Annotated in this window: 15 protein-coding genes, 1 tRNA gene, 2 rRNA genes and 1 pseudogene; 15 read left to right on the top strand and 4 right to left on the bottom strand. The window is 69.0% G+C overall.

Annotation, left to right across the window (positions count from 1 at the left end; genetic code table 11):
- The 3 genes from ACZ63I_RS13645 to ACZ63I_RS13635 form a co-directional block, all read left to right on the top strand.
- Positions 1-74, top strand: a 23S ribosomal RNA gene (locus ACZ63I_RS13645); the annotation flags it as partial.
- Positions 75-154: 80 nt separating this feature from the next.
- Positions 155-271 (top strand): 5S ribosomal RNA (rrf, locus tag ACZ63I_RS13640).
- A gap of 133 nt (positions 272-404) precedes the next feature.
- Positions 405-477 (top strand) — tRNA-Thr (locus ACZ63I_RS13635).
- A 56-nt stretch (positions 478-533) separates the two neighbouring features.
- On the opposite strand, the gene ACZ63I_RS13630 is transcribed toward ACZ63I_RS13635, so the two are convergent.
- A complete protein-coding gene (locus ACZ63I_RS13630; RefSeq protein WP_469338307.1) occupies positions 534-3,182 on the bottom strand; it encodes a SpoIIE family protein phosphatase in 2,649 nt (882 codons plus the stop codon).
- Between the two features lie 271 nt (positions 3,183-3,453).
- On the opposite strand from ACZ63I_RS13630, the gene ACZ63I_RS13625 reads away from it, so the two are divergent.
- The 9 genes from ACZ63I_RS13625 (at position 3,454) to ACZ63I_RS13585 (ending at position 17,975) form a co-directional block, all read left to right on the top strand.
- The gene (locus ACZ63I_RS13625; RefSeq protein WP_469338306.1) at positions 3,454-8,961 is read left to right on the top strand and encodes a HAMP domain-containing protein; all 5,508 of its coding nucleotides are present in this window, start codon (positions 3,454-3,456) and stop codon (positions 8,959-8,961) included.
- Positions 8,962-9,237: 276 nt separating this feature from the next.
- Positions 9,238-9,906 (top strand): response regulator, encoded by a 669-nt coding sequence (locus ACZ63I_RS13620; RefSeq protein WP_469338394.1) that lies wholly within the window; start codon positions 9,238-9,240, stop codon positions 9,904-9,906.
- Positions 9,907-10,016: 110 nt separating this feature from the next.
- A complete protein-coding gene (locus ACZ63I_RS13615; RefSeq protein WP_469338304.1) occupies positions 10,017-12,890 on the top strand; it encodes an FtsK/SpoIIIE family DNA translocase in 2,874 nt (957 codons plus the stop codon).
- A gap of 202 nt (positions 12,891-13,092) precedes the next feature.
- Complete coding sequence (locus ACZ63I_RS13610) at positions 13,093-13,947, top strand: helix-turn-helix domain-containing protein (RefSeq protein WP_469338303.1); 855 nt, start codon at positions 13,093-13,095, stop codon at positions 13,945-13,947.
- Positions 13,948-14,043: 96 nt separating this feature from the next.
- Positions 14,044-15,627 (top strand): 30S ribosomal protein S12 methylthiotransferase RimO, encoded by a 1,584-nt coding sequence (rimO, locus tag ACZ63I_RS13605; RefSeq protein ID WP_469338302.1) that lies wholly within the window; start codon positions 14,044-14,046, stop codon positions 15,625-15,627.
- Positions 15,624-16,325 (top strand): CDP-diacylglycerol--glycerol-3-phosphate 3-phosphatidyltransferase, encoded by a 702-nt coding sequence (gene pgsA, locus ACZ63I_RS13600; protein ID WP_469338300.1) that lies wholly within the window; start codon positions 15,624-15,626, stop codon positions 16,323-16,325. Before rimO ends, pgsA begins: the two co-directional genes overlap by 4 nt.
- 14 nt (positions 16,326-16,339) lie before the next feature.
- Positions 16,340-16,849 (top strand): CinA family protein, encoded by a 510-nt coding sequence (locus ACZ63I_RS13595; RefSeq protein ID WP_469338392.1) that lies wholly within the window; start codon positions 16,340-16,342, stop codon positions 16,847-16,849.
- Between the two features lie 109 nt (positions 16,850-16,958).
- Positions 16,959-17,342, top strand: coding sequence for a helix-turn-helix domain-containing protein (locus tag ACZ63I_RS13590; protein WP_041983699.1), 384 nt, complete (start codon positions 16,959-16,961; stop codon positions 17,340-17,342).
- 162 nt (positions 17,343-17,504) lie between these two features.
- A complete protein-coding gene (locus tag ACZ63I_RS13585) occupies positions 17,505-17,975 on the top strand; it encodes a Dps family protein (protein ID WP_469338299.1) in 471 nt (156 codons plus the stop codon).
- 87 nt (positions 17,976-18,062) lie between these two features.
- On the opposite strand, the gene ACZ63I_RS13580 is transcribed toward ACZ63I_RS13585, so the two are convergent.
- A complete protein-coding gene (locus ACZ63I_RS13580; protein WP_469338297.1) occupies positions 18,063-18,722 on the bottom strand; it encodes a class I SAM-dependent methyltransferase in 660 nt (219 codons plus the stop codon).
- 81 nt (positions 18,723-18,803) lie between these two features.
- Positions 18,804-19,289: a glycine-rich domain-containing protein gene (locus tag ACZ63I_RS13575; RefSeq protein WP_469338295.1), complete on the bottom strand. Its 486-nt coding sequence runs from the start codon at positions 19,287-19,289 to the stop codon at positions 18,804-18,806.
- Positions 19,290-19,693: 404 nt separating this feature from the next.
- Here ACZ63I_RS13575 and ACZ63I_RS13570 point away from each other — a divergent pair.
- The 3 genes and pseudogenes from ACZ63I_RS13570 to ACZ63I_RS13560 all read left to right on the top strand — a co-directional run.
- Positions 19,694-19,819: pseudogene (locus ACZ63I_RS13570) on the top strand (helix-turn-helix domain-containing protein); the annotation flags it as partial.
- A gap of 232 nt (positions 19,820-20,051) precedes the next feature.
- On the top strand, positions 20,052-20,906 hold the full coding sequence (locus ACZ63I_RS13565) for a hypothetical protein (protein WP_469338398.1): 855 nt from the start codon (positions 20,052-20,054) through the stop codon (positions 20,904-20,906).
- Entirely contained in the window at positions 20,872-21,315 is a 444-nt protein-coding gene (locus ACZ63I_RS13560) for a GNAT family N-acetyltransferase (RefSeq protein ID WP_469338294.1), read from the top strand. The genes ACZ63I_RS13565 and ACZ63I_RS13560 overlap by 35 nt, the downstream gene beginning before the upstream one ends.
- A gap of 114 nt (positions 21,316-21,429) precedes the next feature.
- Here ACZ63I_RS13560 and ACZ63I_RS13555 read toward each other — a convergent pair whose 3' ends face one another.
- A complete protein-coding gene (locus ACZ63I_RS13555; RefSeq protein ID WP_469338292.1) occupies positions 21,430-22,257 on the bottom strand; it encodes a helix-turn-helix transcriptional regulator in 828 nt (275 codons plus the stop codon).
- Positions 22,258-22,281: the final 24 nt, after the last annotated feature.

Raw genomic sequence — 22,281 nt, 5'->3', positions numbered from 1 at the left:
GGTTGATAGGCCAGATGTGGAAGACCGGTAACGGTTGGAGCTGACTGGTACTAATAGGCCGAGGGCTTGTCCTCAGTTGCTCGCGTCCACTGTGTTAGTTCTGAAGTAACGAACAGCCGTGTCCATATCCGGTTTGGGTTCAACTTCATAGTGTTTCGGTGGTCATTGCGTGAGGGAAACGCCCGGTTACATTCCGAACCCGGAAGCTAAGCCTCATTGCGCCGATGGTACTGCAGGGGGGACCCTGTGGGAGAGTAGGACGCCGCCGAACAATCTTTGGTAAGAACAGGGAAGCCCCTGCACCTCACGGTGCGGGGGCTTTTCTGCGTTCACCGGCCGTTCAAGGCAGGCCCGTGGGGTTTCTGAGCCCGCCCAACATCAGGTATGCTTCTGCCTGTTGTCGCGCCCCAATAGCTCAGTCGGTAGAGCGTCTCCATGGTAAGGAGAAGGTCTGCGGTTCGATTCCGCATTGGGGCTCAGCTCAGCAGAAAGGCCCCCGCCATCGGCGGGGGCCTTTCTGCTGGTTGGGCCTGCTAGTTGGGCTGCGGCTCCGGGATACGCATCGTCAGGATGGCCATGTCGTCCGACGCCGGTTCCGCGGCGAACCGTTCCACCGCGCGCAGGATGCGGGAGGCGACCGCGCCCGCCGTCAGTCCCGTACAGGTCGTCAGGACGTCCGCCAGGCCGTCGTCGCCGAGCATGCGCGTGCCTTCCCTGCGTTCTGTCACGCCGTCAGTGACGCACAGCAGGACGTCTCCTGGGTCGAGCGTGATCATCTGCTCGTACAGCTCCAGGTCTTCCATCACGCCGAGCAGCGGCTGCGGTTCGGCTGCCGCTTCGACCGTGCCGTCCTGACGGAGCCGCAGGGGGAGCGGGTGGCCGGCGCAGACCACCTTCAGGTTGGCGCTGCCGTCCTCCTGCGGCCACAACTCGCCGTAGAGCAGGGTGAGGAAGCGGCTGCGGTCGCCTTCGTCGAGGATCGCCGCGTTCAGGCGCTCCAGTACAGCGGGGCCGCTGAAGCCCTCCCTCGCCAGCAGGCGCAGGGCGTGCCGGGCGAGGCCGGTGACGGCCGCCGCCTCCGGGCCCGTACCGCAGACGTCGCCGATGGCGAAGCCGTAGGCGCCGTCCCTGATCGGGAACAGGTCGTAGAAGTCGCCGCCGACCTCGTTGCCTTCGCCGGCCGCGCGGTAGATGACCTCGACCTCGACGCCCGGGATCTGCGGGAGCCCCGGCGGCAGCAGGCTGCGCTGCAAGGACTGGCTGATGGCCGTGCGCTCCGAGTAGAGGCGGGCGTTGTCGAGGGCGAGCGCCGCACGGCGGGAGAGGTCTTCGGCGAGTTCCAGGATCTCCTGGCGGAAGTGGTCGTCGGAGGGCTTGCCCAGGGTGAGCAGGCCGATGACGCGGTTGCGGGCGACCAGGGGCAGTACCACGGTCTCGCCGCCCACCGCCGCGGCCGTGGCCAGCGACGGGCCGATGCCCGAGCCGGTGAGGGCCGCGTCGCCGCCCAGCTCCCGCATGGAGGTCCGCAGCGCCGACTGGTGTGCGGCGTCGGAGGGCGCCGTCCAGATGCGGGCGCCGGGGGTGGGGACGGGTTCGGGTGGGCTGATCTTCGACAGCAGGGCCTTGAGGCCGTCGATGCGCTCCTCGTCCTCGTGCAGCACGAAGGAGAGGGTGGGGTCCGACGACTGGTCGGCGATCGTGTAGACCGCGCACCAGGTGGCCAGGGTCGGGACCGTCATCTGTGCCATCAGGGCCAGGGTCTGGTTGCGGTCCAGGGTGCCGGCGAGCAGGTCGGATGCTTCGACGAGGAAGGACAGGGAGCCTCGGCGCAGGCGTTCCAGTTCGCCGAGGCGGGCCGATTCGACGGCCAGGGCGATGCGGTCGGCGGCGAACTGCAGGCGCAGTGCGGCTTCGTTGGAGAAGCGTGCCGAGCCTTCGGCCGCGACCCCGAGGGAGCCGGTGAGCCGGCCTTCGACCTTGAGCGGGACGGTGACGACGGAGCGCATGCCGGTCTCACTCAGGAGCGGTACGGCGCCGGGGACGGCCGTGAGGTCGTCGTGGACGGCCGGCATGCGCGCCGAGCCGTAGCGTCCCGTACTGGCCTCCACGGGGACGCGTGCGAAGCGCTGACGGGCGGAGGGCAGTCCTGTCGTGGCGCGCACTTCGAGTTCGGTCTCGTCGTCCGTGGCGAGCAGCAGGAAGGCGGAGTCGCCGTCGAGCATGTCGCGGGCGCGTTCCACGGTCCGCTGGAGGAGGCCGTCGAGGTCTTCGGGGGCGGGGGAGCCGATGAAGACCTCGAAGGGGTCGGCGGCCCGGTGCTCCGCGCCGTCGGTGGAGGGGGCGCGCGGCGGGGTCTGGATGACGGCGCGCTCGTAGTCGCGTACCAGCAGGCACACCGTGGACGGCTCGCCTTCGGTGTCGCGTACGCGCAGGTGGGCGGCGTAGACGGGGATGACGCGGCCGTCGGCGCAGCGGATGCCGTAGCTGCCTTCCCAGCGGGAGAGCTGGAGGGCTTCGGCGATGCCCATGCCGATGCCGGGGGTGTGCGGCCAGGCCGCGAAGTCGGTGAAGGGTTTGCCGGTGACCTGGTCGGTCGCGTACCCGAAGAGGTGTGCGGCGTCGTCGTTCCAGTTCGCCACGGCGCCCGCCGGGTCGACCTGGACGACGGCGACGCGGACCCGTTCGTCGGCGACGGGGAGCAGACTGGTGGGGAGGGCGGGTCCCGCCGAGCGCGTGCCGACCGGGCGGTCGGGCATGTCGAGCTGGAACCACACCTGCTTCTTGGTGGGGGTGTACTCCACGCCCCAGCGTGAGGCGAGGGCGGCGCAGAGCAGCAGTCCGCGGCCGTTCTCGCTGTCGGGATTGCCGAACTGGCGGCCGGTCCCCTGGATGGGGATCTCGCGCTCGGGGTAGCGGTCGGCGACCTCGACGCGGACGCCGTCCTCGGTACGCAGGCAGAGCACGTCGGCGGAGGTTCCGGCATGGATGACGGCATTGGTGACGAGTTCGCTGGTCAGGACCACGGCGTCGTCGACGACGTCGGAGTAGCCCCAGCCCTGGAGGGTGTCCCGGACGAAGGCGCGGGCAGTCGCGACGGAGCGCCCTTCGGGGTCGAACGTGGCGGCGGCCCGCGCGGTGATCACAGAACTCCTCGTACGCGTTTCGACACCCGGCTCTGCCATGAATCGGCCCCGCCCCTTCACATGCCCGTCGGTAGTACCTTTGCCGCTCCGTCCCCGCCGGGCGGACCGGGACGGTTTGGACAGCCGGATGCCAGGTTACTTACCTTCGCTGTCCTGGCGGATGCCGGTCAGCACTGTTTCCGCCCTATTGGGGTGGGGACGCTATGCGAAGCTGCCGAACTGTTATCGCCTGGTTCGGCCAGGGTGAAACACTGGGCAGGCTTCCGGAGAGAGTCCGGGCAGTACGGTCAACCCCTGCGGGAGGGACACGGTGGAGTCTGGCGTGGAGACGCGTGGCGGTCACACGCGTACGAAAGGCGGACGGTCCCGGAACAATGGGACGGCCGAGGTGGATGCCGCTGCCCTGAACAGACTGCTGACGGCCCTGGTGGCGATGCGGGACGGCAATTTCCGCAAGCGGCTGACCGTGTCGGGCGACGACGTGATGGCGGAGATCGCCGCCGTCTTCAACGAGGTAGCCGATCGTAATCTTCATCTCACCGGCGAGCTGGCCCGGGTGCGTCGCATGGTGGGCCGGGAGGGAAAGCTCACCGAGCGGCTGGAGACGGGGGCCTGCGAGGGGTCCTGGGCCACCGCCATCGACGCGTCGAACGCGTTGGTGGACGATCTGGCGCGGCCCGTGTCCGAGGTGGGCCGGGTGCTCTCCGCGGTCGCCGAGGGCGATCTGGAGCAGCGGATGGAGCTGCGTTCGCATTCGGCCGAGGGTGCGGAGCGGCCGCTGCGGGGCGAGTTCCTGAAGGTGGCCCGTACCGTCAACAACCTGGTCGACCAGTTGTCGGCGTTCACCGACGAGGTCACCCGGGTGGCGCTGGAGGTCGGTACCGAGGGCAAACTCGGCGGCCAGGCCAAGGTGCGTGGTATGTCCGGTTCGTGGAAGGACCTCACGGATTCGGTCAACACGATGGCGTACCGGCTGACGGCCCAGGTGCGTGACATTGCTCTCGTCACGACGGCCGTCGCCAAGGGTGATCTGTCGCGCAAGGTCACGGTCCATGTGGCCGGCGAGATGCTGCAGCTCAAGAACACCGTCAACACGATGGTGGACCAGCTCTCGTCGTTCTCGTCGGAGGTGACCCGGGTCGCCCGCGAGGTGGGCACCGAGGGGGAGCTGGGCGGCCAGGCGACCGTGCCGGGGGTGGCCGGGGTCTGGAAGGACCTCACCGACTCGGTGAACACGATGGCCGGCAACCTGACCAACCAGGTGCGCGGCATCGCCGAGGTCACGACGGCGGTCGCGAACGGCGATCTGTCGCAGAAGGTGACGGTGAGCGCGCGCGGTGAGGTGGCGCAGCTCGCCGAGACGATCAACCAGATGACCGAGACGCTCCGTACGTTCGCCGACGAGGTGACGCGCGTGGCGAACGAGGTCGGGGCCGAGGGTGTGCTGGGCGGCCAGGCGCAGGTGCCGGGCGCTGCGGGGACGTGGAAGGACCTGACGGACTCGGTCAACACGGTCTTCGGCAATCTGACCAATCAGGTGCGGGACATCGCGCAGGTGACGACGGCGGTCGCCAACGGCGACCTGTCGCAGAAGGTCACCGTCGATGTCGCGGGCGAGATGCTGGAGCTGAAGAACACCGTCAACACGATGGTGGGCCAGCTCAACTCGTTCGGTTCCGAGGTCACGCGCGTGGCGCGGGAGGTCGGCGTCGAGGGGCAGCTCGGCGGCCAGGCCGAGGTGCCGGGCGCCGCGGGTACGTGGAAGGACCTCACCGACTCGGTGAACACGGCGTTCCGTAACCTCACCGGCCAGGTGCGGGACATCGCGCAGGTGACGACGGCGGTCGCGAACGGCGATCTGTCGCAGAAGGTCACGGTCAATGTGGCCGGCGAGATGCTGGAGCTGAAGAACACCGTCAACACGATGGTGGCGCAGCTCTCGTCGTTCGCCGAGCAGGTGACCCGGATGGCCCGCGAGGTGGGCACCGAGGGCATGCTGGGCGGTCAGGCGCGGGTGGACGGCGTCTCCGGCACCTGGAAGGAGCTGACCGACTCCGTCAACTTCATGGCGGGGAACCTCACGGACCAGGTGCGGCAGATCGCGCAGGTGACGACGGCGGTCGCGCGGGGTGATCTGTCGCAGAAGATCGATGTGGACGCCCGGGGCGAGATCCTGGAGCTGAAGAACACCATCAACACGATGGTCGACCAGCTCTCCGCCTTCGCCGACCAGGTCACACGGGTGGCCCGCGAGGTCGGTACGGACGGCCGGCTGGGCGGTCAGGCGCAGGTGCCGGGTGTCGCCGGTGTCTGGCGCGATCTGACCGACTCGGTGAACGGGATGGCGGGGAATCTGACCTCGCAGGTCCGCAACATCGCGCAGGTCGCGACGGCGGTCGCGCGGGGTGATCTGTCGCAGAAGATCGACGTGGACGCCCGGGGCGAGATCCTGGAGCTGAAGAACACGCTCAACACGATGGTGGACCAACTGTCCAACTTCGCCGAGCAGGTGACCCGGGTGGCCCGGGAGGTGGGCACCGAGGGGATGCTGGGCGGCCAGGCCGAGGTGCAGGGCGTGTCCGGTACGTGGAAGGACCTCACCCAGTCCGTCAACTTCATGGCGAACAACCTGACGTCGCAGGTCCGCAATATCGCGGAGGTCACGACGGCCGTCGCCAAGGGCGATCTGTCGAAGAAGATCACCGTCGATGCCAAGGGCGAGATCCTCGACCTGGTGACCACCGTCAACACGATGGTGGACCAACTGTCCAACTTCGCCGACGAGGTGACGCGCGTCGCCCGCGAGGTGGGTACGGAAGGCATCCTCGGCGGTCAGGCGCGGGTGCGCGGGGTCACCGGTATCTGGAAGGACCTCAGCGACAACGTCAACACGATGGCCAACAACCTGACCAGTCAGGTGCGGAACATCTCGCGGGTCTCCTCGGCGGTCGCCAACGGTGATCTGACGAAGAAGGTGACGGTCGAGGCGCGCGGTGAGGTCGCCGAACTCGCCGACACGGTCAACATCATGGTGACGACGCTGTCGTCGTTCGCCGACGAGGTGACCCGGGTGGCCCGCGAGGTGGGCACCGAGGGCGAACTGGGCGGTCAGGCCCGGGTGCCGGGCGTCTCCGGTACGTGGAAGGACCTGACCGAGTCGGTGAACTCGATGGCGTCCAACCTGACCGGGCAGGTGCGGCAGATCGCCACGGTCACCACCGCCATCGCCAAGGGCGATCTCACCAAGAAGATCGACATCGACGCCCGCGGCGAGATCCTGGAACTGAAGAACACCATCAACACCATGGTCGACCAGCTCTCGTCGTTCGCCGACCAGGTGACCCGGGTGGCCCGCGAGGTGGGCACCGACGGAATGCTGGGCGGCCAGGCCCGGGTGCGGGACGTCGACGGCACGTGGCGTGACCTCACCGAGTCGGTGAACGAGATGGCCGGGAACCTGACCCGGCAGGTCCGCGCCATCGCGGCCGTCGCCACGGCGGTGACCCGCGGCGATCTGAATCTCAAGATCGACGTGGACGCGGCGGGCGAGATCCAGGTCCTCCAGGACAACATCAACACGATGATCGCCAACCTCCGCGACACCACCCTCGCCAACGAGGAGCAGGACTGGCTCAAGGGCAACCTCGCCCGTATCTCCGGGCTGATGCAGGGCCGCCGCGACCTCGACGACGTGGCGTCGCTCATCATGAGCGAGCTGACCCCGGTCGTCTCGGCGCAGCACGGCGCCTTCTTCCTCGCCATGCAGACGGGCACCCTGCCCGAGCTGGGCAGGGAGGTCAGCAGGGACGGTTCGTACGAGCTGTGCATGCGCGGGAGTTACGGCTACTCGGCCGGTTCGATGCCGACGTCCTTCCGGCCGGGCGAGACCCTGATCGGGACGGCGGCCGAGGAGAAGCGGACGATCCAGCTCAATGTGCCGCCGGGCTATCTGAAGATCTCGTCCGGGCTCGGCGAGGCGTCGCCGGCGCATGTGATCGTGCTGCCGGTGCTGTTCGAGGGCAAGGTCCTCGGTGTGATCGAGCTGGCCTCTTTCCAGCCGTTCACGCAGATCCAGCGGGACTTCCTGAGCCAGATCGCCGAGATGATCGCGACGAGCGTCAACACCATCAGCGTCAACTCCAAGACGGAGGTGCTGCTGAAGCAGTCGCAGGAGCTGACGGAGCAACTCCGCGAGCGGTCGGCCGAGTTGGAGAACCGGCAGAAGGCCCTCCAGGCGTCCAACGCCGAACTGGAGGAGAAGGCCGAGCTGCTGGCCAGGCAGAACCGCGACATCGAGGTGAAGAACACCGAGATCGAGGAGGCCAGGCAGGTCCTGGAGGAGCGCGCCGAGCAGTTGGCCGTCTCGATGCGGTACAAGTCGGAGTTCCTGGCGAACATGTCGCACGAGCTGCGGACGCCGCTCAACTCGCTGCTGATCCTGGCGAAGCTGCTCGCTGACAACGCCGAGTCGAATCTCTCCCCGAAGCAGGTGGAGTTCGCCGAGACGATCCACGGCGCGGGCTCCGATCTGCTCCAGCTCATCAACGACATCCTGGACCTGTCGAAGGTCGAGGCGGGCAAGATGGACGTCAGTCCGACCCGTATCGCGCTGGTCCAGCTCGTCGACTACGTGGAGGCGACCTTCCGGCCGCTGACCGCGGAGAAGGGGCTCGACTTCTCCGTACGGGTGTCGCCGGAGCTGCCCGCCACGCTGCACACCGACGAGCAGCGGCTGCTCCAGGTGCTGCGCAACCTCCTGTCGAACGCGGTGAAGTTCACCGACGGCGGCGCGGTGGAGCTGGTGATCAGGCCGGCGGGCGCCGACGTGCCGAACGCGATCAGGGAGCAGATGCTCGAAGCGCGGTCGCTGCGCGAGGCGGACGGCGATCTGATCGCCTTCTCGGTCACGGACACCGGGATCGGTATCGCGGCGAGCAAGATGCGGGTGATCTTCGAGGCGTTCAAGCAGGCGGACGGCACGACGAGCCGCAAGTACGGCGGTACGGGGCTCGGCCTGTCGATCAGCCGCGAGATCGCGCGGCTGCTCGGCGGGGAGATCCACGCGGCGAGCGAGCCGGGCCGCGGCTCGACGTTCACGCTGTACCTGCCGCTGCACCCCAGCGAGCTGCCGCCGCAGGGCTATCCGCAGCTCTCGCCGGGCGGTCTGGTCGATCCGCAGGTGCGCGCCTCCGACGCGGAGATGGGCGGGCACGCGCAGCTCCAGGCGTCGACGCCGGCCGAGCTGCCGCCGGGTCCCGCCGCGCTGTTCCGGCGCCGGCGTAAGAGTTCGGCCGCGGTCGAGCAGGGTCCCGCGCCGGAGCAGGCCGCCCAGCCGTCCTCGGTGGTCGCTGACGGCTCCGGGGGCGCACCGGCGAGCTGGGTCAACGGGGAAGGTGATCAGGGCTCCCAGGAGGCGCCGCAGGAGCGTCGTACGTACTCGTTCTCGGCGGAGAAGGTGCTGATCGTCGACGACGACGTGCGGAACGTCTTCGCGCTGACGAGCGTGCTGGAGCAGCACGGCCTCTCCGTGCTGTACGCGGAGAACGGCCGCGAGGGCATCGAAGTCCTGGAGCAGCACGACGATGTGACGGTCGTACTGATGGACATCATGATGCCGGAAATGGACGGGTACGCGACGACGTCGGCGATCCGCAGGATGCCGCAGTTCGCCGAGCTGCCGATCATCGCGCTCACCGCGAAGGCGATGAAGGGCGACCGGGAGAAAGCACTGGAGGCGGGAGCCTCCGATTACGTGACGAAGCCGGTCGATCCCGACTATCTGCTGTCGGTGATGGAGGGGTGGATGCGGGGGAAGTAGCCGCAGGGTGCACGATTCATCGTGACGGGCCGGTTGGCTGCGGTCGGCCGGGTGTGAGGCGGCGTGTGCGGGGAACGTTCTGGTCCCCCGCTACGTTTTTGCTTCGTGCACAGTGACATCACGGTGACAGGGTGTGGCGACAGGCGGGGTGCGGCTACCATGACCGGCACAAGGACGGACGGCGTAAGGGAGCCGTCTCCAGGGGCGACGCCCGGCAACAGCAGGGGTACTGCCGACAGGGGACGCCCCATGCCGGGGCGAGGAGGGCGGGTGGCCATGGTGCAGAAGGCCAAGATCCTCCTGGTCGATGACCGGCCGGAGAATCTGCTGGCGCTGGAGGCGATCCTCTCTGCGCTCGATCAGACGCTGGTGCGGGCATCGTCAGGGGAAGAGGCGCTCAAAGCGCTTCTGACGGACGACTTCGCGGTCATTCTGCTGGATGTCCAGATGCCGGGAATGGACGGCTTCGAGACGGCGGCGCACATCAAGCGCCGGGAGCGTACGCGCGACATCCCCATCATCTTTCTCACGGCCATCAACCACGGCCCGCACCACACCTTCCGGGGATACGCGGCGGGTGCGGTGGACTACATCTCGAAGCCGTTCGACCCGTGGGTACTGCGCGCCAAGGTCTCGGTCTTCGTCGAGCTGTACATGAAGAACTGCCAGCTCAAGGAGCAGGCCGAACTGCTCAGGCTGCAACTGGCCGGAGCGGGCGAGGCGAAGGAGCCCGCCGGGCTGCTGGCCGAACTGTCCGCGCGGCTCGCGGCAGTTGAGGAGCAGGCCGAGGCCCTGTCCAAGCAGCTCGACGACGATTCTGCGGACGCGTCGGCGGTGGCGACCGCCGCCCATCTGGAGCGCAAACTCACCGGGCTGCGCCGGGCGCTTGACGCCCTGGAACCCGGCAGCGGTGGCGGCCCGGCGTCGCTTCCCTCCCAGAACTGACCGTCAGTTCCCGGCCGGACCGTCAGATCCCGGCCGGACGGGGGCGACACGAACGGGTGAAGCGGGGCGCACACGTGTCCGCGACCGCCCACACCGGTAACCTCAGCATCATGGCCTCACGTACGTCCGGCAAGGGTTCCCAGGGCACCGCGAAGCCGCGCGCCGGGCGTACAACTGGCGCCCCGCAGAAGGCGGCTCCCGGCAAGAAGGCGGCGCCGGGCAAATCCGCGCCCGCGAAGAAGGCGCCGGCGGGCAAAGCCTCCGCGGGCAAGGCGCCGGCGAAGAAGGCAGCGGCCAAACCGGCGCCCAGGCCCGCCCCGTCGCCGACGAACGGCGTGTACCGGCTCGTCCGCGCCGTATGGCTCGGTGCCGCGCACGGCGTGGGCGCGATGTTCCGGGGCATAGGGCGCGGCGCGAAGGGCCTCGACCCGGCCCACCGCAAGGACGGCGTCGCCCTGTTGCTGCTGGGAATCGCGCTGGTCGTCGCGGCCGGCACCTGGTCGAATCTGCAGGGCCCCGTCGGCGACCTGGTCGAGATGCTCATCACCGGCGCCTTCGGCCGGCTCGACCTGCTCGTACCGATACTGCTGGGCGCCGTCGCCGTACGGCTGATCCTGTATCCCGAGAAGCCCGAGGCCAACGGACGCATCGTCATCGGCCTCTCGGCGCTGGTCCTCGGAGTGCTCGGGCTCGTCCACATCGCCTGCGGCGCCCCAGGGCGCGGGCAGGGGACCGAGGCCATGCAGGACGCGGGCGGCCTCATCGGCTGGGGCGTCTCCAAGCCGCTGATCTTCACCGTGGGCGACGTCCTCGCCGTACCGCTGCTGCTGCTCGTCACCGCCTTCGGACTGCTCGTCGTCACCGCCACCCCCGTCAACGCCATCCCGCAGCGGCTGCGGCTCCTCGCGTCCAAGCTGCGGCTCATCGAGCCCCCCGCCGACCTGGCGGACCACGACAGCGACGACGAACGGTACGAGGACCAGTGGCGCGAGGCGCTGCCCGACGACGAGCGGCGCCCTGCGGGCCGCCGCCGGGCACCACGCGCCGAGCGGTTCGACCCCGAGGACGAGCGCGAACAGGCCGAGGCCGAGGCGCTCTCCCACCGGCGCAGGCCGCCGCGCAGACCCGCGGCGCAGGCCGGCTTCGGCCGGCCCATGGACGCCGTGGACGTGGCGGCCGCCGCCGCCGCTGCGCTGGACGGCGCCGTACTCAACGGGCTGCCGCCCTCGCCTGTCGTCGCCGGACTCACCCAGGGCGTCGACCGGATGCGCAAGCAGCCCGACGACCAGGCGGACCCGGCCTCCGATGAGAGCGGCGACGAGACGTCGCGCGAGCACTCCGTACCGGTGCCCTCCGCGCGCGAGTCGGGGCGGGAGTCGGGGCGGGACTCGGGGCGCGAGTCTGAGCGGCGGGGCACCCCCGCGGGGGCCGTGGCCGATCTGACGAAGCCCACGCCCCCCGAGGAGGACCGGCCGCTGCCGCCCAGGGCCGAGCAGTTGCAGCTCGCGGGAGACATCACCTACTCCCTGCCGTCGCTCGACCTCCTGGAGCGCGGCGGCCCCGGCAAGACCCGCAGCGCCGCCAACGACGCGGTCGTCGACTCGCTGACCAACGTCTTCCGCGAGTTCAAGGTCGACGCGAAGGTCACCGGCTTCACCCGCGGCCCGACGGTCACCCGCTACGAGGTCCAGCTCGGCCCCGCCGTGAAGGTCGAGCGCATCACCGCGCTCGCCAAGAACATCGCGTACGCCGTGGCCAGCCCCGACGTGCGGATCATCTCGCCGATCCCCGGCAAGTCGGCCGTCGGCATCGAGATCCCCAACTCCGACCGCGAGATGGTCAACCTGGGCGACGTGCTGCGGCTCGCGGCGGCGGCCGAGGACGACCACCCGATGCTCGTCGCCCTCGGCAAGAACGTCGAAGGCGGCTACGAGATGGCCAACCTCGCCAAGATGCCGCACGTCCTGGTGGCCGGCGCGACCGGCTCCGGCAAGTCGTCCTGCATCAACTGCCTGATCACGTCCGTGATGATAAGGGCGACCCCGGAGGACGTCCGGATGGTGCTGGTCGACCCCAAGCGCGTGGAGCTGACCGCGTACGAGGGCATCCCGCACCTGATCACACCGATCATCACCAACCCCAAGCGGGCGGCCGAGGCGCTGCAATGGGTCGTACGCGAGATGGACCTGCGCTACGACGACCTCGCCGCGTACGGCTACCGCCACATCGACGACTTCAACCAGGCCGTCCGGCAGGGCAAGATCAAGCTGCCCGAGGGCAGCGAGCGCGAGCTGTCGCCGTACCCGTACCTGCTGGTGATCGTGGACGAGCTGGCCGACCTGATGATGGTCGCGCCGCGCGACGTCGAGGACTCCATCGTCCGTATCACCCAGTTGGCCCGCGCCGCCGGTATCCATCTGGTGCTCGCCACCCAGCGCCCCTCGGTCGACGTCGTGACCGGACTGATCAAGGCGAACGTGCCCTCACGGCTCGCCTTCGCCACCTCCTCGCTCGCCGACAGCCGGGTCATCCTCGACCAGCCGGGCGCCGAAAAGCTCATCGGAAAGGGTGACGGACTGTTCCTGCCGATGGGCGCCAACAAACCCGTCCGGATGCAGGGCGCCTTCGTCACCGAGGCCGAGGTCGCGGCCGTCGTCCAGCACTGCAAGGACCAGATGGCGCCCGTCTTCCGCGAGGACGTGGTGGTCGGCACGGCCAAGAAGAAGGAGATCGACGAGGACATCGGCGACGACCTCGACCTGCTCTGCCAGGCGGCCGAACTGGTCGTCTCCACCCAGTTCGGCTCCACCTCGATGCTCCAGCGCAAGCTGCGCGTCGGCTTCGCGAAGGCCGGCCGGCTGATGGACCTGATGGAGTCGCGGAACATCGTCGGGCCGAGCGAGGGATCCAAAGCCCGCGATGTCCTGGTGAAGGCGGATGAATTGGACGGGGTGCTCGACGTGATCCGGGGGAAGGCTGAATAAGAGGGGACCGGACTACCCTCCGCGGGCAACCGTTTCCCTTGGTCGGGCGTCAAGTTGGACAGAGGGATCATGTCCTGACCCTCCGCCGAGCCGTCCGGCCATTCTGATGGCGTACAAACCTGATGCTCCGCTTGCCCCACCCTTTCGTACCACCCATAGACTGAACGTCCAGCAGGTGGCTACACGCTCGAAAGGCGCCCCCGTGTCCATCGGCAAATCACCCGACGGCAAATCCCCAGAAGAAGAAACGCCTTCGACAGAAGAACCGCCTTCGACCGAAGACAACCGGCCCTCCATCGGCCAGACCCTCCAGCAGGCGCGCGTCGCAGCGAATCTGACGGTCGACGAGGTCAGTGCCTCCACCCGGGTGCGCATCCCCATCGTGCACGCGATCGAGCAGGACGACTTCTCGCGCAGCGGCGGCGACGTCTACGCGCGCGGCCACATCCGGATGCTCGCCCAGCAGGCGGGGATCGACCCCGATCCGCTCATCGAGCGGTTCGACGCCGAACACGGCGGTCGTCCCGCGCCCACACCGGCGGCGCCGATGTTCGAGGCGGAGCGCATCCGCCCCGAGCGGCGCCGGCCGAACTGGACGGCGGCCATGGTCGCGGCGATCGTCGCCGTGGTCGGCTTCGTCGGATTCACCGCGTTCAACGGCTCCGACGACAGCGACGCTTCGAAGTCAGCGGCCGAGGGACCCAAGCCCGACAAGTCGTCGGTCAAGGCCAGCCCGACGAAGACGGCCGACCCCAAGCCCGCCCCTTCGGACAGCGCCATCGCGGCAGCCCCGCGCGACAAGGTCACGGTGAAACTGACCGCCGTCGACGCCAAGAGCTGGATCTCGGCCAAGGCGCACAACGGCAAGCTGCTGTTCGACGGCATCCTCCCCAAGGGTGAGTCCAAGACCTTCCAGGACGACGAGAAGGTCAATCTCATCCTCGGGAACGCCGGCGCCATAGAGCTGTTCGTCAACGGCAAGAAGGTCTCGGACGAGTTCGAGTCCGGCCAGGTCGAGCGGCTCTCGTACACGCAGGGCGACCCCGAGGCGGGCTGACGGAGACCGGGCCGCGCGGCGGCCCCGGCCACCGCCCGGCCACCCGGGCAACCCTGCACGGCAAGGGCAGGGCCAGGACAAAGTAGTCTTGCGCCCATGCCCGAACGCCGTACCGTCGCCCTTGTCACTCTTGGCTGCGCCCGTAACGAGGTGGACTCGGAGGAGCTTGCAGGCCGCTTGGCAGCGGACGGCTGGGAGCTCGTCCAGGACGCCTCCGACGCGGACGTCGCCGTCGTCAACACCTGTGGATTCGTCGAGGCCGCCAAGAAGGACTCCGTCGACGCCCTGCTGGAAGCCAACGATCTCAAGGATCACGGCAGAACCCAGGCCGTCGTCGCCGTCGGCTGCATGGCCGAGCGGTACGGCAAGGAACTCGCCGAATCGCTGCCCGAGGCGGACGGCGTGCTCGGCTTCGACGACTACGCCGACATCTCCGACCGGCTGCAGACCATCCTGAACGGCGGCATCCACGCCTCGCACACCCCCCGCGACCGCCGCAAGCTGCTGCCGCTCAGCCCGGCGCAGCGGCAGGACGCGGGCGGCGTCGCCCTCCCGGGCCACGGCGACCTCCTGGCCGACCGGTTGGAGACCGTCGCCCCCGCCGATCTGCCGGACGGCGTCGCCCCCGCCTCAGGACCGCGTGCGCCGCTGCGCCGCCGGCTGGACCGCAGCCCCGTCGCCTCGGTGAAGCTCGCCTCGGGCTGCGACCGCCGCTGCACCTTCTGCGCCATCCCCTCGTTCCGCGGGTCCTTCATCTCCCGCCGGCCCAGCGACGTGCTGACCGAGACCCGCTGGCTCGCCGAGCAGGGCGTCAAGGAGGTCATGCTCGTCTCCGAGAACAACACCTCGTACGGCAAGGACCTCGGCGACATCCGGCTGCTGGAGACGCTGCTGCCCGAGCTGGCGGCCGTCGACGGCATCGAGCGGATCCGGGTCAGCTATCTGCAGCCCGCCGAGATGCGCCCGGGGCTGATCGACGTCCTCACGTCGACGCCGAAGGTGGCGCCGTACTTCGACCTGTCGTTCCAGCACTCGTCGGCTTCGGTGCTGCGCTCCATGCGGCGCTTCGGCGACACCGACCGCTTCCTGGACCTGCTGGCGACCATCAGGGGCAAGGCGCCGCAGGCCGGGGTGCGCTCCAACTTCATCGTCGGCTTCCCGGGCGAGAGCGAGGCCGACTTCGCCGAGCTGGAACGCTTCCTCACCCACGCGCGGCTCGACGCGATCGGCGTCTTCGGCTACTCGGACGAGGACGGTACGGAAGCGGCGACGTACGAGAACAAGCTCGACCCCGACCTCGTCGCCGAGCGGCTGTCGCACCTGTCGCGGCTGGCGGAGGAGCTGACCTCGCAGCGGGCCGAGGAGCGGCTGGGCGAGGCCCTGGTGGTGCTCGTCGAGTCCACGGGCGCTGACGACTCCTCGGAGGGCTCGTCGGCGTACTCGTCGGCGTACTCCGAGGACGGCGAGGAGGCTGTGGCGGTCGGCAGGGCGGCGCACCAGGCCCCGGAGACGGACGGCCAGGTGCTGTTCACGTCACGCGAAGGTCTGCGTCCCGGCCGTATGGTCGAGGCGAAGGTGGTCGGCACCGAGGGCGTCGACCTGGTGGCGGAGTACGTGGCCGACTACGACGACCTTCCGGAGGAAGTCCTCCGGACCCCGGGTGAGGAGGCGGCCAGATGACCGGAGTCCCGGCGTCCGCGGCGGGCGGTACCGGCGCGAAGCCGGCGCCCGACGCCAAGCGGGGTGCTCCGGCGCTCGTCCAGGCAAGCCTGTGGAACATCGCGAACATCCTGACCATGGTGCGGCTGCTGCTCGTGCCGGGCTTCGTGGTGCTGATGCTCCAGGACGGCGGGTACGACCCGGTCTGGCGGGCCTGGGCGTGGGCGGCGTTCGCCGTCGCCATGATCACCGACATCTTCGACGGTCATCTGGCCCGTACGTACAACCTCGTCACGGACTTCGGCAAGATCGCCGACCCGATCGCGGACAAGGCGATCATGGGCGCGGCGCTGGTGTGCCTGTCGTCGCTGGGTGATCTGCCGTGGTGGGTGACGGGTGTCATCCTCTTCCGCGAGCTGGGTATCACGCTGATGCGGTTCTGGGTGATCAGACACGCGGTGATCCCGGCGAGCCGGGGCGGCAAGATGAAGACGCTGGCCCAGGGGACGGCCGTCGGGATGTACGTACTGGCGCTGACCGGGCCGCTGGCGACGCTGCGGTTCTGGGTGATGGTGATCGCTGTCGTGCTGACCGTGGTGACCGGGCTGGACTATGTGCGCCAGGCGGTGGTGCTGCGGCGCCAGGGGCTGGCGAGGGAGCGTGCGGCGGCCTCGGCCGGCACCGTGGAGCCCACCAGGACGCCGGAAACGAAGCAATGAGCACCGCCGGGGAGCTGACCGGGGCGGCGCGGGTGCTGGCGCTGCTGGACGGGCGCGGCGGCACGCTGGCGGTCGCCGAGTCCCTCACGGGCGGTCTGCTGGCCGCGGAGCTGACATCGGTCCCCGGAGCCTCCCGGACCTTCCGCGGGTCCGTGACGGCCTATGCGACGGATCTGAAGCGGGACGTCCTGGGCGTGGACGGGACCCTTCTGGACGAGCGCGGAGCTGTGGACCCCGAGGTGGCCCGGCAGATGGCGGCCGGGGTACGCGGCGCACTGCGGGCGGACTGGGGAGCGGCGACCACCGGGGTCGCGGGACCGGATCCGCAGGACGGTCAGCCCGTGGGGACCGTTTACGTGGCGGTCGTGGGCCCGGAGGGCGACGGGAAAGTGGCCGCATTGCGGTTGAACGGCAGCCGGACGGAAATCCGTAAGGAGAGTGTACGGAGCGTTCTCGCACTGCTCGCCGACGAACCCATGGGGAACGGGCGGGCACAGGATACGGAACAGAACGGGGGGAATTGATGTTTGCAGCCCTGAGTGAACACGACATCGCTCCCCGCACGGCCGCGGCGCGAGGCGGTACGGTGGGGCGTGAAGGATGCGGCTACGCGGTCCGAGGAGGGAGCCACCGATGATTCTGCTCCGTCGCCTGCTGGGTGACGTGCTGCGTCGGCAGCGCCAGCGCCAGGGCCGTACTCTGCGCGAAGTCTCCTCGTCCGCCCGGGTCTCACTCGGCTATCTCTCCGAGGTGGAGCGGGGGCAGAAGGAGGCATCCTCCGAACTGCTCTCCGCGATCTGCGACGCGCTTGACGTACGGATGTCCGAGCTCATGCGAGAAGTGAGCGACGAACTGTCGTTGGCCGAGCTGGCAGCGTCGGCAGCGGCGAACGAGCCGGTGCCTGCGCCAGTACGCCCAATGCTCAATTCTGTCCCTGTGACGTCGGTGGCCGGGGTGCCGACGGAGCGGGTGACGATCAAGACGCCGAAAGAGGCGGTGGGCGTCGCCGCGGCCTGATGGCGGCGAGCCGTCCCGAGAGGTTTGGGAGAGGCCCTGGTCGGTACGAGGTACCGGCCGGGGCTTTCTTCGTCCCTGAATGCCCGATTTAGGGCATTGTGTCATGGTGGAGAAGGCGTGCGATCCGATCGCCGCCGTAATCCACGTGACCAGGAGGACCACATGTCTGTGGTGAAGAGCGCGCTGCCCGAGGAAGACCTCAAGCTGGTCGGGGAGGCGCTCCAGGGTGCCCTTGTGGACCTGATCGACCTCTCCCTGATCGCCAAACAGGTCCACTGGAACATCGTGGGCCCCCGCTTCCGCTCCGTACACCTCCAGCTCGACGAGGTGGTGACAACGGCCCGCGGCCACTCCGACACGGTCGCCGAACGAGCGGCGGCAATAGGCGTAACCCCGGACGGCAGGGCCGCGACGGTAGCGTCCCAGAGCGCCATCGCCCCGGTAGCGGACGGCTGGATCAAGGACGAGGACGCGGTACGCACCTTGGTGGACGGCCTCGGCGCGGTGATCACCCGCATGCGCGAGAGGGTCCAGTCGACGGACGAACCGGACCCGGTGACGCAGGACATCCTGATCCAGGTGACGGCGGACCTGGAGAAGCACGCGTGGATGTTCCAGGCGGAGAGCGCCTGAGCAGGTCGGGGCCTTGCGGGGCCTCTGACCAGGGCGGGAACCTCTTCTTCGTGCGCAAGCGCGAAGACGGCCCGGTCAGTACGGCTCCTACCGACGGGCTGTGACGATCAGCGTGCCGATCTTCCTCGGCCCCGGCGGTGCGGGCAGGACCCGGGCCGCCGCCGCGGCGAATCCATGCTCCCGCAAAATCTCCAGCCACTGCTCCGGCTCGTAGTCCCAGCGCTTCACGACGAGTGGGTCTTCGTCCTCGGACCGGGTGATGTAGGACGCCTGGCAGCCGTAGCAGCCCTCAACCGGAGGACGCTGGGAGAAGGCGAGCACGCCGCCCGGGTGAAGGCGTTTCCGGATCGCCGGCAGCAGCACAGCCGGGTCGCTGAACCAGACGGCGCCGAACACCGAGTAGATCGCGTCGAAGGACTCGTCGCCGTCAGCGAGAAACTCGGCCGCATTACCGCGGTGAAGCGTCATGCCGGTGTCGGCCCACCGGGCCTCCGCCGCCTTCAGTTGGGCGAGAGACACGTCGACGCCAACCGCGCGGGCGCCGACCTCGACAACGTGAGCGAGATTTCCGCCCTTGCCACACCCGAGATCCAGCACGCTGTCGCCCGCGCCGATTCCGAGAGCTTCCGCGCCGGGCCCGTGATCCGGGTACTGCGTCCAGTTGAACCAAGTCGCGGCGCCCGCCGCGTTCAGAGGGCGCCGGTCGGGCTTCTGCCGTGCGTAGGTGTCCCAGGCCGTGTCTGCCACGTGTTTCTTTCCGCTCGATCGGGCCAGCCGCCCAGCGGTGAAGCCGGACGGCTGGAGTGTCGTACAGGTGGGGCGGTTCTGTCACCCCTTCTTCTTGCAGCCGTTGGGGCTGTCTGTGCACCCGGCATGGCACTGCGAACAACTGCCGCCGACTGCGGCCTCGGGCCACAGCTCCAGGTCGATCGTGTACCCAGCGGCCGCGATGGCGGCGAGTGTGCGCCCTCGCGCAGCCTCATGTCCGCCGGTCACGGTTTCGCCGTCCGGCGTCGGCACGTGGTGGATGAACCGGCCGGCGATGCGCTCGCAGAATGCGGCGTAGTCGACGGTGTGGAGGATCCAGGTGTGCCAGCCGACGTCGACGGCCTTGCTCGGTACCAGTGCCGAGCCGGGAAGCTGGGCTCCCGCGGCGAGGAACGCCGCGGTCTGGCCGATGATCCGGCGAGCGGTCGGGGCGTCCGTTTCGGGGTGGTCCTTGGTGATGTGGGCAGCGAGCCGTTCCATCACCGAGGGGCTGACGAGGGTGGACGGGTCGGTGGTGCCCACGGGATGCTCTAACGCGGTGGTCATGCGATTCCTCTCTGGTGGACGTTCCCTCAGGTGAGGGCTGGCCCCGTCTCGGCCGTCGACCGTCCAGGGTGGGGCGGCCGAGACGAGAATCAGTGGGGTGTTGCGTCGGCCGATCCTCATGCTCAACGGCGTCGGTGCCGACGAGGCCATCGTCGGCGGGCTACGAAGAGCAGCGTCCTACGCATCCTGGAGGGCGGATGAGGGATCACTGAGGGACGAGGCCAGCCAGCGGAAGACGGCTGTCTCGGTCACTCGCGCTTTCGTGGACACGGGCTTCTCCCTGTAGCTGACTGCCTCCGGCACACACGAGTAGCGTTTCGGACACAGACCGTCATGCACAGGAGCTGAGTGTCCGCAGGTGTCCGCACCGTTGCGGACACTGCGGACAGCAGGGGAATGCATCCATGCACGAGACCTTCGCCCAGGCACTTCGCCGTCACCGCGGACATCGATCGGTCCGGGACGTCGCGCAGCTCGCGAGCGTCAGCAAGAGCTACGTTTCTGACCTTGAGAACAGTCGGCGAAAGCCCACCTCGCAGATCGCGGCCGCCATTGACCACGCCCTGGACGCCGACGGCGAGCTGATCGCCCTCGCGGACGTCCCCCCTGGGCAGTCACCGCTTGAGCAAGCGGACGCCCTCCAGCGCGGCCTCCACGAGGCTTTTGTCGCAGGCCCCATGTCCGAAGCCGGCCTTGAGGAGTGGGAGTACACCGTCGCGAGGCACGGTCGGGCCACGCGGTACCGAGCGGAGGCCGACTTCCTTGCCGGAACTGCTCGGCGACTTCATCGACCTCCGCCTCCTCCTGACACACCGGCACTCGGCGTCGGTCCGGAAACAGTTGCTGATGGCCACAGCCCAGATGGCGGGACTCACGGCACTTACTTTGCTGAAGCTCGGAGACGACAGGGCGCGAGGATGGTGGCGCACCGGCCGAGCGGCCGCAGCAGCGGCGGACGACCGGGCGACGCAGAGCTGGGTATACGCGCAGGAGGCGTACCAGCTCTACTACGAGGGCGACTTGCGGGGCGCGGTCGAGCTGGCTGTACGAGCCCAGCATCTCGCCGGCGGACTGCCCTGCGTCGGGCCCGCCCTGGCGGCACCTCTGGAAGCGCGAGCCCACGCCCGTATCGGCCAAGCTGACGACACACGCAGGGCACTCGCCGAAGCCGAGGTAGCACTCGGGCGCCTGCCCCTGGAAAGCCGGACGGAGTCAGCGTTCGGCTACTCAGAGTCCCAGTTCCGGTTCCACAGTGGGAACGCGTTCACACATCTCGAAGACGTCCCGGGGGCGCGCGACCAGCACGCCCGAGCCCTGGAGTTGTACCCGGCGACTGATCGCACCGACCGCACGCTCATCGCCCTCGACCAGGCCATGTGCCTTGCTCTTGTTGGCGACCCGGCGGCCGCCGCTCAGCACGCCACGGCAGCCATCGTCGCCCTGCCGCCCTGGCACCGATCCTCACTGATCGTCTACCGCGCTCACGAAGTGGCGGCTACGGTGCCGGAGGCACGTGCGGTGTCAGAGGTGCGGGTGCTGCGCGAGATTCTCGCGCTGCCCCCCGGCGAGAGGGACAGCAGTGGTGGAGATCCGCCCGGCGACCGAGGCAGACGCTGAAGTCATCTCAGAAATCCTCGGCGAGATCGAGGAGTACTACGGCGGCCGGCCGACCCCCGGGGACATGACGCAGATCCGTGCCGCACTCTTCTCCGCCCGGCCCGTGGCCACTGTGCTCTTGGCTCGCGACGGCGACGAGGTCCTGGGCCTCGCCTCCTACTCGCGTCTCTGGCCAGCCGCCGGCGCCGACACCTCGCTGTATCTCAAGGAGCTTTATGTCCGCGAGGGTGCGCGTCGCCGCGGTGTCGCGCGGACGTTCATGACGGCGCTCAAGGCAGCCGCAGCCGAGGCAGGCTGCACCCGGATCGAGTGGACCGCCGACGCCGACAACCCGCCGGCCCTGGCGTTCTACGCGATGCTCGGTGCCGAGCGCCGCGATGGAAAGATCTTCTATCGGGCCGAGATGTAGCAGCAGTCCGGAGCCCTCACAGTCCTACGGCGCTCGCCGAGCCCTCGCTTCCGCTCCGTACACCTCCCTGCGGCCCGACCTTGGCGGACGCGGTGGCTTCCGTAGTGGCGGCGGTCAGAGGCTCTTCATCGCAGTGGCGCTGGGGCTGCCGGGTTCTGTCGTGTACATCACCAAGGAGAAACCTGAGCCGGGCAGGCTGAGGGAGTGCCGGTCGATTTCCAGCTCGCCCAGTGTGGGGTGACGCAGGATTTTCCGCACGCTGGGAATGGGGCGCACAGCGTGATTGCGCCAGCTACTCGCAAAATCTGGATCGTGAGACGCGAACTCGTTGATGAGTTCTGCCAGCACGTTATCCGTGGGATACCGAACGCTGGCTGCGCGCAATTGGGCGGCTGCCTGCCGTGAGAAATCCGGCTCCGAACCCGGCGCGCCGGTGCAGAGGGTGTCGCGGAATCTCGTCGAGATGCGCGTGAGATTGCGTTCGTCAGGGGTGAGACGGGAGAAGTCTGTAATCAGAGCTGCGGCCGCCGCGTTCCAGGCGACGATGTCCTGCCGGTCGTTGACGATGTAGGCGGGGATGCCGTCAAGTCTGCCGAGTAGCTGCTGGGCATCCTCGGGTACGTGCTCCGGCGTGCCGTCGTTGTCTGCCGGCAGCGCTTGTCCGGCCAAGCGGGCCAGATGGTCGCGCTCCGCTTCGGTGAGCCGGAGAGCCGTCGCCAGCGCGGACAGCACCTGCGGCGAGGGCCGGGGGGCCCGTGCCTGTTCCAGTCGTTCGTAGTAGCTCACCGACACCTGTGCCAGGGCGGCCACCTCTTCGCGGCGCAGTCCGGGTGTGCGACGGGCGCGCCGGCCTGGTGGAAGCGTCGCTTCGGCCGGCACGTCTTTTGGTCGCAGGTCTTCGCGGCGGCGGCGGAGAAAGTCTGCGAGCTGCTGGCTGCTCACCCTTCCACGCTGTCACAGGAGGGA

The sequence above is a fragment of the Streptomyces sp. NPDC087906 genome (assembly GCF_055584925.1).
Note: the sequence above shows the minus strand (reverse complement) of the source record. Positions and strands in the feature narration are given on the sequence as shown.

Coding starts and splice junctions, on each gene's coding strand:
- ACZ63I_RS13630 (WP_469338307.1), bottom strand. CDS start 3,182: ATGGCAGAGCCGGGTGTCGAAACGCGTACGAGGAGTTCTGTGATCACC.
- ACZ63I_RS13620 (WP_469338394.1), top strand. CDS start 9,238: ATGGTGCAGAAGGCCAAGATCCTCCTGGTCGATGACCGGCCGGAGAAT.
- ACZ63I_RS13615 (WP_469338304.1), top strand. CDS start 10,017: ATGGCCTCACGTACGTCCGGCAAGGGTTCCCAGGGCACCGCGAAGCCG.
- rimO (WP_469338302.1), top strand. CDS start 14,044: ATGCCCGAACGCCGTACCGTCGCCCTTGTCACTCTTGGCTGCGCCCGT.
- pgsA (WP_469338300.1), top strand. CDS start 15,624: ATGACCGGAGTCCCGGCGTCCGCGGCGGGCGGTACCGGCGCGAAGCCG.
- ACZ63I_RS13590 (WP_041983699.1), top strand. CDS start 16,959: ATGATTCTGCTCCGTCGCCTGCTGGGTGACGTGCTGCGTCGGCAGCGC.
- ACZ63I_RS13585 (WP_469338299.1), top strand. CDS start 17,505: ATGTCTGTGGTGAAGAGCGCGCTGCCCGAGGAAGACCTCAAGCTGGTC.
- ACZ63I_RS13575 (WP_469338295.1), bottom strand. CDS start 19,289: ATGACCACCGCGTTAGAGCATCCCGTGGGCACCACCGACCCGTCCACC.